This is a genomic window from Corynebacterium kozikiae (genome assembly GCF_024580965.1).
Classification (GTDB): domain Bacteria; phylum Actinomycetota; class Actinomycetes; order Mycobacteriales; family Mycobacteriaceae; genus Corynebacterium; species Corynebacterium kozikiae.
This window is the reverse complement of record NZ_JANIKJ010000001.1, coordinates 93,860-108,087: the sequence shown is the minus strand read 5'-3', so window position 1 is coordinate 108,087 and position 14,228 is coordinate 93,860. Positions and strand designations below refer to the sequence as shown.

General features: G+C 61.0%; 11 protein-coding genes. 9 read left to right on the top strand and 2 right to left on the bottom strand.

Annotated elements, in window-relative coordinates; genetic code table 11:
* Window positions 1-106 precede the first annotated feature (106 nt).
* The gene (locus tag NQ018_RS00475; RefSeq protein WP_257057444.1) at window positions 107-1,651 is read left to right on the top strand and encodes a leucyl aminopeptidase; all 1,545 of its coding nucleotides are present in this window, start codon (window positions 107-109) and stop codon (window positions 1,649-1,651) included.
* Between the two features lie 13 nt (window positions 1,652-1,664).
* On the opposite strand, the gene NQ018_RS00470 is transcribed toward NQ018_RS00475, so the two are convergent.
* Window positions 1,665-2,063 carry an oxidoreductase gene (locus NQ018_RS00470; RefSeq protein ID WP_257057443.1) on the bottom strand — a complete coding sequence of 133 codons (399 nt, stop codon included), beginning with the start codon at window positions 2,061-2,063 and terminating at the stop codon, window positions 1,665-1,667.
* Between the two features lie 253 nt (window positions 2,064-2,316).
* Between NQ018_RS00470 and sucB the strand changes: the two genes are divergently transcribed.
* From sucB to NQ018_RS00435, 7 genes are all read left to right on the top strand, one after another.
* Complete coding sequence (sucB, locus tag NQ018_RS00465; protein ID WP_257057442.1) at window positions 2,317-4,392, top strand: 2-oxoglutarate dehydrogenase, E2 component, dihydrolipoamide succinyltransferase; 2,076 nt, start codon at window positions 2,317-2,319, stop codon at window positions 4,390-4,392.
* A 218-nt stretch (window positions 4,393-4,610) separates the two neighbouring features.
* On the top strand, window positions 4,611-7,493 hold the full coding sequence (gcvP, locus tag NQ018_RS00460) for an aminomethyl-transferring glycine dehydrogenase (protein WP_257057440.1): 2,883 nt from the start codon (window positions 4,611-4,613) through the stop codon (window positions 7,491-7,493).
* Window positions 7,494-7,525: 32 nt separating this feature from the next.
* Complete coding sequence (gene gcvT, locus NQ018_RS00455; protein WP_257057438.1) at window positions 7,526-8,674, top strand: glycine cleavage system aminomethyltransferase GcvT; 1,149 nt, start codon at window positions 7,526-7,528, stop codon at window positions 8,672-8,674.
* A 109-nt stretch (window positions 8,675-8,783) separates the two neighbouring features.
* The gene (gene gcvH / locus NQ018_RS00450; RefSeq protein WP_257037996.1) at window positions 8,784-9,170 is read left to right on the top strand and encodes a glycine cleavage system protein GcvH; all 387 of its coding nucleotides are present in this window, start codon (window positions 8,784-8,786) and stop codon (window positions 9,168-9,170) included.
* 54 nt (window positions 9,171-9,224) lie between these two features.
* Complete coding sequence (lipB, locus tag NQ018_RS00445; RefSeq protein ID WP_257057433.1) at window positions 9,225-9,986, top strand: lipoyl(octanoyl) transferase LipB; 762 nt, start codon at window positions 9,225-9,227, stop codon at window positions 9,984-9,986.
* A gap of 31 nt (window positions 9,987-10,017) precedes the next feature.
* A complete protein-coding gene (lipA, locus tag NQ018_RS00440) occupies window positions 10,018-11,076 on the top strand; it encodes a lipoyl synthase (protein ID WP_257052143.1) in 1,059 nt (352 codons plus the stop codon).
* A gap of 45 nt (window positions 11,077-11,121) precedes the next feature.
* Complete coding sequence (locus tag NQ018_RS00435; RefSeq protein ID WP_257057430.1) at window positions 11,122-11,907, top strand: DUF4191 domain-containing protein; 786 nt, start codon at window positions 11,122-11,124, stop codon at window positions 11,905-11,907.
* A 15-nt stretch (window positions 11,908-11,922) separates the two neighbouring features.
* Here NQ018_RS00435 and NQ018_RS00430 read toward each other — a convergent pair whose 3' ends face one another.
* Window positions 11,923-12,396 carry an RDD family protein gene (locus NQ018_RS00430; protein WP_257052147.1) on the bottom strand — a complete coding sequence of 158 codons (474 nt, stop codon included), beginning with the start codon at window positions 12,394-12,396 and terminating at the stop codon, window positions 11,923-11,925.
* A 220-nt stretch (window positions 12,397-12,616) separates the two neighbouring features.
* On the opposite strand from NQ018_RS00430, the gene glnA reads away from it, so the two are divergent.
* Window positions 12,617-14,053 (top strand): type I glutamate--ammonia ligase, encoded by a 1,437-nt coding sequence (gene glnA, locus NQ018_RS00425; RefSeq protein WP_257057428.1) that lies wholly within the window; start codon window positions 12,617-12,619, stop codon window positions 14,051-14,053.
* The last annotated feature ends 175 nt before the right edge of the window (window positions 14,054-14,228 follow it).

The following is a 14,228-nucleotide window of genomic DNA, read 5'->3' as shown; positions in this document are numbered from 1 at the left end:
GGCTGCGTTCCACACCCGGAACCGCATTCTTGTGTTCTTGTGTTTAGCAGAAAGGATCATTGCGTTGAGTCAAGCTTCTTCATCCCCAAAATCCGCAAATGTTGCGATGGGGGCACTTCCAGCCACCGGCGTTGCCACTGAGCTGGCGCTGGTGACCTCCACCAAGAAACTGCCGCAGGATCTCACCGCATTGCTCATCCCCGTTTTCAAGGGCGAGGACGGCCTTGAGCTCGCGGCGCCGGAGTTCTTCGACGAGGAAACCGCCATCGCCGTCTGGGAACTGCTCAGCGCGGTAGGCGCCACGGGCAAAGCACAGGAAGTCACGCGAATCCCCTCCGTTGAGGGTGTTGAGGCAGACTTCATCGCCGCCGTTGGATTGGGCTCGGATGAGGAGCTTGACGACGAAGCCCTTCGCCGCGCAGCCGGCGCCGCCGCCCGCGCTCTGAAGGGCACCAACCATGTGCTCACCACATTGGGAAGTTTTGGCCTCGCGGCAGCAGTGGAAGGCATTGGCCTCGGCGCATACCACTACGTGGGTCAAAAAAGCGCTGAATCAGTACACGATGCCCCGGTGGAAAAGGTGACCTTCTTGGTTACTGGTGACAAAGAAAAACTTGCCCGTGATAAGGAAGAATTCTCCCGCGCAAGCATCACCGTGCAGGCAGTGGCCACCGCACGCGACCTGGTGAACACCCCCTCCTCGCACCTCTACCCCGCCAGCTATGCGGAGTTCATCCAGGCCCTCGGCAAGGAACACGGAGTGGATGTGGAGGTGCTGGACGAAAAGGCACTGAAGAAGCAGGGCTTCGGTGGCATCTTGGCGGTGGGCACCGGCTCTGCCCGCAACCCTCGCTTGGTGCGCATGAGCTACTCCCCCGCCAAGCGGGCAAAGAAAGCACCGAAGGTTGCACTGGTGGGCAAGGGCATCACCTTTGACACCGGCGGCATTTCCATCAAACCGGCCGCCACCATGGACCACATGATTTCTGACATGGGCGGCTCCGCCGCTGTGGTGGCCACCGTTATCGCCGCAGCCCGCCTTGAACTCGGCGTGAACGTGACCGCGACCATTCCACTTGCAGAAAACATGCCCGACGGCGAAGCATATCGCCCAGGCGACGTGATCACTCACTACGGCGGCACCACTTCCGAGATTCTGAACACTGACGCCGAGGGCCGCCTGGTTCTGGCCGACGCCATGGCCCGCGCGAGCGAAGACGCCCCCGACTACCTCGTGGACGTGGCCACGCTGACCGGCGCACAAATGATCGCCCTGGGCACCCGGACTACCGGCGTGATGGGTGCAGAGGACTTCCGCGACAAGATTGCCGCCGTGGGCAACGCCGTGGGTGAAGGCGCGTGGCCAATGCCGATCCCTGAGGAAATCGCGCAAGACATGAAATCCCCCGTTGCGGACCTGCGCAATATCGGCACCAGCCGCTACGGCGGCATGATGGCCGCGGCGGCGTACCTCCAGGCATTTGTGGGCAAAGGCATTAAGTGGGCACACTTGGACATCGCTGGCCCGGCATTCAACACCAGCAGCCCATGGGGATACACCCCAGGCAGGGGTACTGGTGTGCCAGTGCGCACGTTTATAGAACTGCTCAGCCAGCTCGCTGGTGACGTCGAAAATGCCCCCAAAAAGTAGGGTCTGACTGGCCCTAGGACTCCTCGCCGCTGCGACGTTGCTCAAACTCGCGGCGGCGTTGCGCTTGTTCAGCGCGCTTACGCAAGATGCGATCCCGCTCGATCTTGGTGCGCATTCGCTGCGGGTAGCCGGTCTCCTCAACGTCATAGACCGGAACACCGAGGGTGCGGGCGATGACATCAATGCCCTTCGGGCCACCAATCCTGCGTCGCGTAAACTCGCCCGAGGCATCCACCAATACCACGGACATCTCATTGACCAGCGTCTCCGGCTCAATGTACGCCTCCACCAACGCATGATCACGAACCCAAGCCTTCAGGTAGGCCAGATCATGCTCGCGCACGGTCTCCCCTGGACCCCGGGCGGGCTTCAAGTTGGATCGCGGCGTTTTGCGGCCAAAGAGATTAAACACGGCCCCGATTCTAGCCACATCTTTGCGGGGTGAGGCAGCCGTAGCTCCCGACACCGCATCACAGAGTCGGGGGCAAAAGAGGGAAATATCAAGCAGGCATCCGGGGGAAGCGCTACCCTTTGGGAGTACGAACCTTTTGGACTACCCGATTCGCCCCACACCGCGGCGTATTAATTGCCACATTCCCAACTTGTGGCGGTAGTCTCTAGTGATACAAAGCAAATCGCGTGACTTACTAGGAGTTAAAACAACAATGGCACACTCCGTTGTGATGCCCGAGCTGGGCGAATCCGTAACCGAGGGCACGATCACCCAGTGGCTGAAGTCCGTTGGCGACACCGTTGAGGTAGACGAAGCCCTGCTCGAGGTTTCCACCGACAAGGTAGACACCGAGGTGCCATCTCCAGTAGCCGGCACCATCCTCGAAATCCGTTTCGAAGAAGACGACACCGTTGACGTGGGCGAGGTCATCGCCATCATCGGTGAGCCAGGAGAAGGCGGTGACACAACCGCGGCGGAGGAAACCAAAAGTGAGTCCGCTGAGCCAGCCGAGTCTGCTGAGCCAGCCGAAGCAGAAGAGCCTGCGGAGGCTGCTGCGCCGCCTGCTTCTTCCGGGAATTCCACCGACGTCGTGATGCCTGAGCTCGGCGAGTCCGTCACCGAGGGCACGATCACCCAGTGGCTGAAGTCCGTTGGTGACACCGTTGAGGTAGACGAGGCCCTGCTCGAGGTTTCCACCGACAAGGTAGACACCGAGGTGCCATCCCCAGTGGCCGGCACAATCCTGGAGATCCTTTACAAGGAAGACGACACCGTTGACGTGGGCGAGGTCATCGTGCGCATCGGTGAGCCAGGTCAGGGTGGTGCTGCTGCGAAGCCTGAGGCTGAAAAGGCTGAGGAGCCGAAGAAGGAAGAGGCAAAGCAGGAAGAACCCAAGGCTGCTGCCTCCGCTTCTGGTGCTGGCGCTGGTAAGTCCACCGATGTTGTGATGCCTGAGCTCGGCGAGTCTGTCACCGAGGGTACGATCACCCAGTGGCTGAAATCCGTTGGTGACACCGTTGAGGTAGACGAGGCCCTGCTCGAGGTTTCCACCGACAAGGTAGACACCGAAGTACCATCCCCAGTGGCCGGCACCATCCTCGAAATCCTCTACAACGAAGACGACACCGTAGACGTAGGCGAAGTTATTGCACGCGTTGGTGAGCCGGGAGATGGTGACGTCGAAAGTGCTCCAGCCCCAGCCCCAGCCCCAGCCCCAGCGGAAGCAGAAGCGGAAGCACCTGCCGCCGAAACCGAGGAACCGAAGAAGGAAGAGCCAGCGGAGAAGCCGGCAGAAAAGCCTGCTGCAAAGCCTGCAGCGTCCCAGCCTTCCGGCGACAACCTGCCTTACGTCACGCCACTGGTCCGCAAGCTCGCTGACAAGCACGGCGTGGATCTTTCCACCGTGAAGGGCACCGGCGTTGGTGGCCGTATCCGTAAGCAGGATGTGCTGGCTGCTGCTGGCGAAGGCGAGGCCCCAACCGCAAGCGCTGCTGCTTCCTCCGGTACCCAAACTGCGAACCCTCGCGCCAACTGGTCTACCAAGTCCGTGGACCCTGCAAAGGCTGAGCTGATTGGCACCACCCAGAAGGTGAACCGTATCCGCGAGATCACTGCTGCCAAGATGGTGGAGGCTTTGCAGACTTCTGCACAGCTCACCCACCTGCAGGAAGTGGACATGACCAAGATCGCGGAACTACGCAAGGCCAACAAGCCTGCCTTCCAGGAGAAGCACGGCGTAAACCTCACCTTCCTGCCGTTCTTCGTGAAGGCCACCATCGAAGCACTGGTCTCCCACCCGAACGTCAACGCGTCCTACAACGCAGAGACCAAGGAGATGACCTACCACGCAGACGTGAACGTGGCCATCGCCGTGGATACCCCACGCGGCCTGCTCACCCCTGTGATCCACAAGGCGCAGGAGCTGAGCCTCGTGGAGATCGCCAAGGCCATTGTTGAGCTCGCTGACAAGGCACGCAACAACAAGCTCAAGCCGAACGACCTCACCGGCGCAACCTTCACGATCACCAACATCGGCTCCGAAGGTGCACTGTCCGACACCCCAATCTTGGTACCACCACAGGCCGGCATCCTCGGCACCGCCGCAATCCAAAAGCGTGCAGTAGTGGTCTCTGAGAACGGTGCAGATGCAATTGCCATCCGCCAGATGTGCTACCTGCCATTCACCTACGATCACCAAGTAGTTGACGGTGCCGACGCAGGCCGTTTCACCACCACGATCAAGGATCGCCTGGAGACCGGCAACTTTGCCGATGAGCTCGAGCTCTAGGGTGATTTAAGGCCTAGGGCCGTGCGCGCCACCCCCGGGGATTGAGAACACATGTTCGAACAAATCCCTGGGGTGGCGCCTTTTTCATGGGCTTTTCATACCAACTTCCGATTGTGGAACAAACAGGGGTGATTATCGATGTGGCATGTCCGGGGTTAGTCCTATAATCGCGTGCAGAAACCAAAAGACCCGTACACCCATTTGGAGCGGAACAACTCATGTCGCTTTCCTCAGCATCAGCAAGCTACCTCAGCCGGCACATCGGCCCTGACCGCACAGAGCAGGAGGTGATGCTCAAACGCATTGGCTTTTCCAGCCTGCAGGACCTGGTAGCCGCTGCAGTCCCAGCGGACATCAAAGATGCCGAGGCCCCATACCTGGGCGAGGCTTTGAGCGAAGAGGAGTCTCTGGCAAAGCTGCGTCATTACGCCAAGCAGAACGTGGTGCTCAAGGCGTTTTACGGCCAGGGATTCTATGCCACCAACACTCCCCCAGTAATTCGCAGGAATGTTGTGGAAAACCCCGCGTGGTACACCGCCTACACACCGTATCAACCGGAGATTTCCCAAGGCCGTCTTGAGGCCCTTCTCAACTTCCAGACCATGGTGGCGGAGCTCACCGGACTCGAGGTAGCAAATGCTTCCCTCCTCGATGAAGCCTCGGCTGTCGCAGAAGCCGTGGGGCTCATGGCACGCACCAACAAGAAAGGCCACCGGGTGGTGCTTGACCAGCGCCTCCACCCACAAGTGTTGGCAGTGGCTGCGGAGCGGGCCCGCGCAACTGAACACGAAGTGGAAATCGCGGACCTCAGCCAGGGCCTTGTTGGCGATGACCTCATTGGCGTAGTGCTCGCCTACCCCGGCACCGAGGGCGACCTCATGGATATCCGCCCACTTATCGAGGACATCCACTCCCGCGGCGGCCTTGCCACCGTGGTCACCGACCTCCTCGCGCTCCAACTTCTCACCTCCCCCGGCGCGCTCGGCGCAGATATCGCGGTTGGTTCTTCCCAGCGCTTCGGCGTGCCGCTGTTCTTTGGTGGCCCTCACGCGGCTTTCATGAGCGTGCATGACAAGTTGAAGCGCCAACTACCCGGCAGGATCGTGGGCGTCTCCGTGGATGCTGCGGGCTACCCGGCGTATCGCCTGGCTCTACAAACCCGCGAGCAACACATCCGACGCGAACGCGCTACCTCGAATATCTGCACTGCCCAGGCATTGCTGGCAGTGTGCGCCTCCATGTATGCGGTGTGGCATGGCCCCGAAGGCCTGAAGCGGATTGCTCTGCACGTGCACGGGCTGGCCGGTGCCTTTGCTCAGGCGTTGAAGTCCAGCGACTTCTCGCTGGCGCATGAAGACTTCTTTGACACGGTCACCGTACTGACCCCCGGCAAGGCTCAGGAAATCACCGACGCCTTGGCCGAGCAAGGCTACCTGGTGCGCCCAATTGGCGCAGACAAAGTTTCCGTGGCCTTTGGTGAGTCCGCGAACGAGCAAGACGTGGTCACCCTCGCCGCTGCCTTTGGTGCCAAGGTTGAGGTGGAGGATGTGCGTGCAGCCGCTGAGCGCTCTTTCGTCCCCGAGACGCTCGCCCGCACCGAGGCCACACTCACCCACCCGATCTTTACTTCCGTGCACTCGGAAACTCAGATGCTGCGCTACCTGCGCAAGCTCGCGGATAAAGACCTCGCATTGGATCGCACCATGATCCCGCTGGGCTCCTGCACCATGAAACTCAACCCAACCGCGGGTATGGAACCCATCACCTGGCCAGAGTTCGCCAACATCCACCCATACGCCCCCGCGAGCCAGACCAAGGGCTGGCAGCTCCTCATCGAGGAACTGGAAGGCTGGCTTGCCCAGATCACCGGCTACGCAAAGGTGTCGGTGCAGCCTAACGCGGGTTCCCAGGGCGAACTCGCAGGCCTACTGGCAATCCGCCGCTATCACCTCTCTCGCGGTGACCATAACCGCGACATCGTGCTTATTCCGCAGTCCGCGCACGGCACCAACGCAGCCAGCGCCACCTTAGCCAACCTGAAGGTAGTTGTGGTTGCAACCGCCGCCGATGGCTCCATTGATGTGGCCGACCTCGATGCCAAGTTGGAAAAACACGGCGAGCACGTAGCTGGCATCATGATCACCTACCCCTCCACCCACGGTGTGTATGAGGACACCGTGCGCCAGGTGTGCGCAAAAGTGCATGAGGCCGGCGGACAGGTCTACATCGATGGCGCAAACCTGAATGCTCTGGCAGGAATCGCCCGCCCAGGACACTTTGGTGGCGACGTCTCCCACCTCAACCTGCACAAGACCTTCACCATTCCGCACGGCGGTGGCGGCCCAGGCGTGGGGCCAGTGGCAGTGGCCGAACACCTGGTGCCATTCCTGCCCGCGGACCCGGTAGCCACCGACCCAACAACGGCAATCGGCGCGGACTCTGGTGTCCCGATCTCCTCCACCCTCTACGGTTCCGCAGGCGTGCTTCCCATTTCCTGGTCCTACATCGCAATGATGGGCGGCGAAGGCCTCGCTCAAGCCACCGCCAGCGCAATCTTGGGCGCCAACTATCTAGCGCATGAGCTACGCGACTCCTTCCCAGTCCTCTACACCGGCGCACAGGACTTGGTTGCACACGAGTGCATCCTGGACCTTCGCGCACTGACTGACGCAACCGGAGTGAGCGCCGCCGACGTAGCCAAGCGCCTCATCGACTTCGGCTTCCACGCGCCAACGCTCTCCTTCCCCGTCGCAGGCACCCTCATGGTGGAACCCACCGAATCTGAGGACTTGGCGGAACTGGACCGCTTCATCGAGGCAATGCGCACAATCCGCGCAGAGATTGCGGAAATTGAGCGCGGGGAAATCGCGCACGACGATTCCGTGTTGGCCCACGCCCCATTTACCGCCGACGCCGTCTCGGCTGATGAATGGCCATACGCCTTCCCCCGCTCCAAAGCTGCGTACCCCGTGCCCGGGTTGCACCACACCAAGTACTTCCCACCGGTGCGCCGCCTTGATGAGGCATACGGTGACCGGAACTTCGCCTGCTCCTGCCCTCCACCGGAGGCATTCGAGTACCACGAAAACGACCCAGTGTAGGCCCAGACGCCCCAATTTTGAAAGGTATCCACATGACTGACGCTGCATCCCAGGGAGCGCTGCGCCGCTCCCCCTTGCACCAAGAACACGAGGCCCTCGGCGCTACCTTCACCCCCTTCGGACAGTGGGACATGCCACTCAAGTACGGCTCCGAGCTGGAGGAACACCGCGCAGTACGCACCACGGTAGGGCTTTTTGATCTCTCCCACATGGGTGAAATCAGGGTCACCGGCGCCCAGGCCGGCGAGTTCCTGGACTACGCGCTGATCTCGCAACTTTCCACCATCAAGGTGCACAAGGCGAAGTACTCGATGATCGTCAACGAACAAGGTGGGATCATCGACGACCTCATCTCCTACCGCCTCGGTGAGCAGGAATACCTAGTGATCCCAAACGCGGGCAACGCGGAGACCGTATTCGCTGCATTCAACGAGCGCGCCGCAGACTTCCGCGCACAGGGCAACGATGTGCAGGTGGCAGACGAATCCGCAGAGACCGCACTCATCGCCGTGCAAGGGCCACACGCGGAGGCGCTGCTGCTCACCCTCGCACCGGAAGCCCACCACGCAACTATCACCGACATGGGCTACTACGCCTGCGCACCCGCACACATCGCAGGCCACGACGTGCTGTTGGCCCGCACTGGATACACCGGTGAAGACGGCTTTGAGCTCTACATCGGCAACGCAGACGCCCCAGACCTGTGGCAGGCAATCTACACCGCTGGACAGGCAGAAGAGTTCGGTCTGAAGCCAGCGGGTCTCGCTGCACGCGACTCCCTACGCCTGGAGGCCGGCATGCCGCTGTACGGCAACGAACTCAGCCTGGATCACACCCCCTTCGATGCCGGCCTCGGAGTACTCATTGGCAAGAAGAAGGAAGGTGACTGGGTGGGCAAGCTCGCCCTCGAACATGCACCAGAAAGCGCCCGCGTGCTCGTTGGCCTCACCTCCCAGCAGCGCCGCGCAGCACGCGCAGGCGCGGATCTGCTGAATCAAGATGGCCAGGTGGTGGGCACGGTGACGTCGGGACAGCCCTCCCCAACTTTGGGCATTCCGGTGGCGCTCGCCTACGTTGACCGCGCGCTCAGTGAGCCCGGCACCGAGCTGATCGCCGACATCCGCGGCAAGCAATACCCGTTCACCGTGGTAGCACTGCCGTTTTACTCCCGCAGCAAGTAGCACAAGCGTTATCATTGCTTGCAGCACCAACCCGTTGCGCCAAAAGGCTCCGGCCTCATGGCGCAACGGAACAAGATTTGAAGAAAATTGATGAAAGGTAGTACGTCGCATGTCCCTTCCTGAGAACTTTGCCTACTCCGAAGACCACGAGTGGATCAACGCAACCGCCGAAGAAGCAGCCGGTAGCACCGTCAAGGTGGGCATCACCTCCGTGGCCGCCGACCGCCTGGGCGAGGTAGTCTTCGCAGAACTACCCGCCGTTGGTGACACCGTAGAAGCCGGGGAAACCTGCGGCGAAGTGGAATCCACCAAGAGCGTTTCTGACCTCTATTCCCCCGTCACCGGCACCGTCACCGCCGTCAACGAGGCAGTGCACGACGACTACGCCGTGATCAACAACGACCCATTCGGCGAGGGCTGGCTGTTCGAAGTCTCCGTGGAGTCCGTAGGCGAGCTCATGACCGCCGAAGAGTACGCAGAGGCAAACGGCGTCTAGCCTCGTCTCACAGCCCGCGCGGCGGAAACAAGTAGCAGGAGTATGTTGGTTGATATGACAGCTCCACGCGACCCCTTCTTCCCCAAGGAACTCTCTATCCGGGAACAGACCGCGCCACCTGAAATCCACTACCTCGGCGAGGTGGGATACCAGGAGGCATGGGACCTGCAAGCGGACTTGGCAGCCAAGCGGGCGGCGGGGGAAATCGGGGACCAAATCCTGGTCCTCCAACACCCCAGTATCTACACCGCGGGCAAGCGCACCCAGCCCGAGGACATGCCCACCAACGGCCTCGAAGTGATCACCGTTGACCGTGGCGGCAGGATTACCTGGCACGGGCCCGGGCAGCTCGTGGTGTACCCCATCATCAAACTCGCGCAACCGATCGACGTTGTGGACTACGTCCGGCGGATCGAGGAAGCCCTCATCCACGTGGTCCGGCAGGCCGGCATCCCTGACGCAGGGCGCGTGGACGGCCGCTCGGGCGTGTGGGTGCCCGGCAAACATGGGGCGCCGCACCGCAAAGTCGCAGCTCTGGGCATCCGAATAACCCGGGGAATTACAATGCACGGCTTGGCGTTGAACTGTAACAATACGCTCGAGTTCTACCAGCACATCATCCCCTGCGGCATCACGGACGCAGGGGTGACCACGCTGAGTGATGAGCTTGGGCGTGAAGTCACCGTGGAAGAGATGTCCGCCCCAGTGGTCAACACACTCTTGCGCACCCTTTCCGGTGAACTCCAGGTGGCGGACCACAGCTTTGACTCCGCCCCCGACCCCACAAAAGGCCTGCGCAAAAAGCAGGGTGTTTAGAAAGCCAGAAACAATAGGTAGGGTGCATACCGTGACTCAAGGACCTGAAGGACGCAAGCTCTTGCGCGTGGAAGCGCGCAACTCCGAAACCCCAATCGAGAGTAAGCCTCGCTGGATTCGCACCTCCGTGAAAACGGGCCCCGAATACCAGGACATGAAGAAGAAAGTCTCTGGTGCCAGCCTGCACACCGTGTGCCAAGAAGCTGGCTGCCCTAACATCCACGAGTGTTGGGAATCGAGGGAAGCAACCTTCCTCATCGGCGGTGCGAACTGCTCCAGGCGCTGCGACTTCTGCCAAATCAACACCGCTAAGCCAGAACCATTGGATACCGACGAACCACGCAGGGTTGCTGAGTCGGTTCGTGAAATGCAACTGAACTACTCCACCATCACCGGTGTGACTCGCGACGACTTGGAAGACGAGGGCGCCTGGCTCTACGCCGAGGTAGTCCGCAAAATCCACGAGCTCAACCCACACACGGGCGTGGAAAACCTCACCCCGGATTTCTCCGGAAAGGCCGACCTTCTCCAAGAGGTGTTCGAGGCCCGGCCAGAGGTGTTTGCGCACAACCTGGAAACCGTGCCGAGGATCTTCAAGCGAATCCGCCCGGCGTTCCGCTACGAGCGCTCCCTGGACGTGATCCGGCAGGCCCGTGACTTCGGTCTGGTTACCAAATCCAACCTCATCCTAGGCATGGGTGAAACGGTTGAAGAGGTGCAGTCCGCACTGCGCGACTTGCGCTCCGCAGGGTGCGACATCATCACCATCACCCAATATCTGCGCCCCGGCCCCCTGTTCCACCCCATCGAACGTTGGGTGAAGCCAGAAGAGTTCATCGAGCACCGAGACTACGCCTACGAACTCGGCTTCGGCGCCGTGATGTCCGGCCCACTGGTGCGCTCCTCCTACCGCGCAGGCAAGCTTTACGCGGAGGCACTCGAGGCGCGCGGCGAGCAACTGCCGGAGCACCTCAAGCACCTCGCCCAAACATCCCAGGGAAGCACCGCCCAGGAGGCGTCCACCCTGCTGGAAAAGTACGGCCCCTCCGAGGAGACCCCAGTGGTTGCCTCCACCGCCGGGCGCGGATAAGTGGCAATTGCGTGAGTGCGTGAGCAAAAGGTTAAGGTTATAGCCATGGCAGATGCGAAGAAACAGGCTGAAAAAGCCGCAAAGAAAGAGGAGCGCGCACAGAAGCGTGCCAGCCGCCGCAATACTTGGTCGCAGGTGTGGCAGGCGTTCCAGATCCAGCGCAAGCAGGACAAAGCGCTGGTCCCCATCATGCTGGCCTGCGTTTTGGGCACGGCGTTGGTGTTCTTCGGCATCGGCACCTTCTGGGGTGGCCGTTGGTTCATGCTGATCCTCGGCGCCGTGCTGGGTGCCACCATCGCAATGTGGGTGTTCTCCCGCCGCATGCAAAATGCCGTCTATAGCCAAGCCGAAGGCCAAGTGGGTGCCGCGGGCTGGGCGCTGGATAACCTGCGCTCCGGCTTCGGCGTTGCCTGGCGCACCAAGACCGGCCTGGACATGACCCCACAGATGGACGTGCTCCACCGCGTGGTGGGCGTGCCTGGCGTGATCTTGGTTGGCGAGGGCAACAAGAACCACCTCAAGCCACTCATCGCGAAGCAGCGCAACCGCCTGAAGAAGCTCGCACCAGGTGTCCCCGTTGAGGTCATCCACGTGGGCACCGAGGAAGGCGACGTTTCTCTGAAGAAGCTGCAATCCACGCTCATGAAGATGCCTCGCAACTACAAGAAAGATGAGGTCTACACCATCGCCGCACGCATCGAAGCGATGGACAACCTCCCCGGTGCCGGCGCCGGTGCCGCACTGCCCAAGGGTCCAATTCCAAAGGGCGCCAGGGTCTCCGGCATGAATCGCCGCGCCCGCCGCGTTAACGAGCGCAATAAGCGAGGCTAGACTCCACGGGGCTCACTAGCCACGAACAGTAGAGGTGCCGGTGGCCCGGTCATGAATTCCGCGGCCATCGGCATCAACCAATACTGCAGGGAAAATCAGCGCCGTACCCACGGTGCGCGCACACGCCCGCCAGAACCCAACGCGGGCGCTGGGCACGTCGATACGCGCCACCCCCATCCCCAGCAAAGCCTGGCCGGGTGTGCGTGCGAACAGCGTGACGCTCACGATGCCCAGGATAATAAACAGCATGTACACGATGGTGGACACCCCGCCGAGCGCCCCCGTGAACGCGTGGATGAGGTAGGCGAAGCCCAGGCAGATGGCCCAGTCGATGGCCACGCCGCACGCTCGACGCATTACCGACGCCAGCGAACCCGGACCCTCCTTCGGCAGCCCCAGTGCCTCGCCCGGCCAACGTGAAGGCTGGCCTTGGTCGAACTGTGCGGGGATCTGCGGGCCGTCAAGCCAACTGCGTTTAGGTTTGCTCATGGGTTCTCACTTTACCCAACTTCCCAAGGCTTTTCGACGCGCCCAAGGCCCACAGGTTTACGGGGGTTGAACTGGGAGTTTCGGGAGTCTCGGTGATTTTTTTGATAGCTCGATAGAAAATGAGTTACAATGCAATCACTCACGTGGGAATCGTGGCAACCATCAAGTTGGCCAGCCCCAAAGCGGCGCGGCCAATGCTTTTTACTTTTAGGAGACAATCGTGGCATTCAAGACCGCTGAAGATGTCATCAAGTACATCAAGGATGAGAATGTAGAGTTCGTCGACGTCCGCTTCACCGACGTCCCAGGCATTGAGCAGCACTTCTCCATCCCTGCACATATGCTCGACGAAGACGCCATCGAGGAAGGCCTCGCATTCGACGGCTCCTCCGTCCGCGGCTTCACCACCATCGACGAGTCTGACATGAACCTCCTGCCAGACCTCGCCACCGCGGTTGTTGACCCATTCCGCAAAGCAAAGACCCTCAACATCAAGTTCTTTGTCCACGACCCCTTCACCCGCGAGCCTTTCTCCCGCGACCCACGCAACGTAGCCCGCAAGGCCGAGCAGTACCTCAGCGCAACCGGCATCGCCGACACCTGCTTCTTCGGCCCCGAAGCCGAGTTCTACCTCTTTGACAAGGTCCGCTACTCCACCGAGATAAACGCCGGCTTCTACGAGGTGGACTCCAACGAGGGCTGGTGGAACCGCGGCAAGGAATTCAACATCGACGGTACCCCGAACCTGGGCGCGAAGACCCGCGTCAAGGGCGGCTACTTCCCAGTGCCACCATATGACCAGACCTTGGAAATCCGCGACGAGATGACCCGCAACCTGCTCAACGCAGGCTTCGAGATCGAGCGCTTCCACCACGAGGTGGGCACCGGCGGCCAGCAGGAGATCAACTACAAGTTCAACACCCTGCTCCACGCAGCCGACGACCTGCAGACCTTCAAGTACATCATCAAGAACACCGCATTCCAGAACGGCCAAGTTGCCACCTTCATGCCAAAGCCACTGGCTGGCGACAACGGCTCCGGCATGCACGCACACCAGTCCCTCTGGAAGGACGGCGTGCCACTGTTCCACGATGAAGCTGGCTACGCAGGTCTTTCCGACATCGCCCGCTACTACATTGGCGGTATCCTCCACCACGCAGGCGCTGTGTTGGCGTTCACCAACCCAACCCTGAACTCCTACCACCGTCTGGTCCCAGGCTTCGAGGCCCCAATCAACCTGGTGTACTCGCAGCGTAACCGCTCCGCAGCCGTGCGTATCCCAATCACCGGCTCCAACCCAAAGGCAAAGCGCATCGAGTTCCGCGCACCAGACCCATCGGGCAACCCATACTTCGGCTTCGCTGCCATGATGCTCGCCGGCCTCGACGGCATCAAGAACCGTATCGAGCCGCACGCACCAGTGGACAAGGACCTCTACGAGCTGCCCCCAGAGGAAGCAGCCTCCATCCCACAGGCACCAACCTCCCTGGTTGAGTCCCTCAAGGCACTGGAAGAGGATCACGAGTTCCTCACGGACAACGACGTGTTCACCGAAGACTTGATTGATACCTACATCAAGCTCAAGTACGACAACGAAATCACCCCAGTGCGCCTGCGCCCAACCCCACAGGAGTTCGAGCTCTACTTCGACTGCTAAACCCTAGGGCGCTGACCTTGGTAGCTGGCTTTGGCTGGCTCGGGCTGGTTTCCCCCTGGACGCCCGTCTGCTTCTCACATGCAGCGGTTGTCCAGGGGGTTTTGCTTTGTCTGCGTCCCGGAGGCGCCGACACCATTGCGACGGAAACCAGGACACCTTTACCCAAACCGTTGCG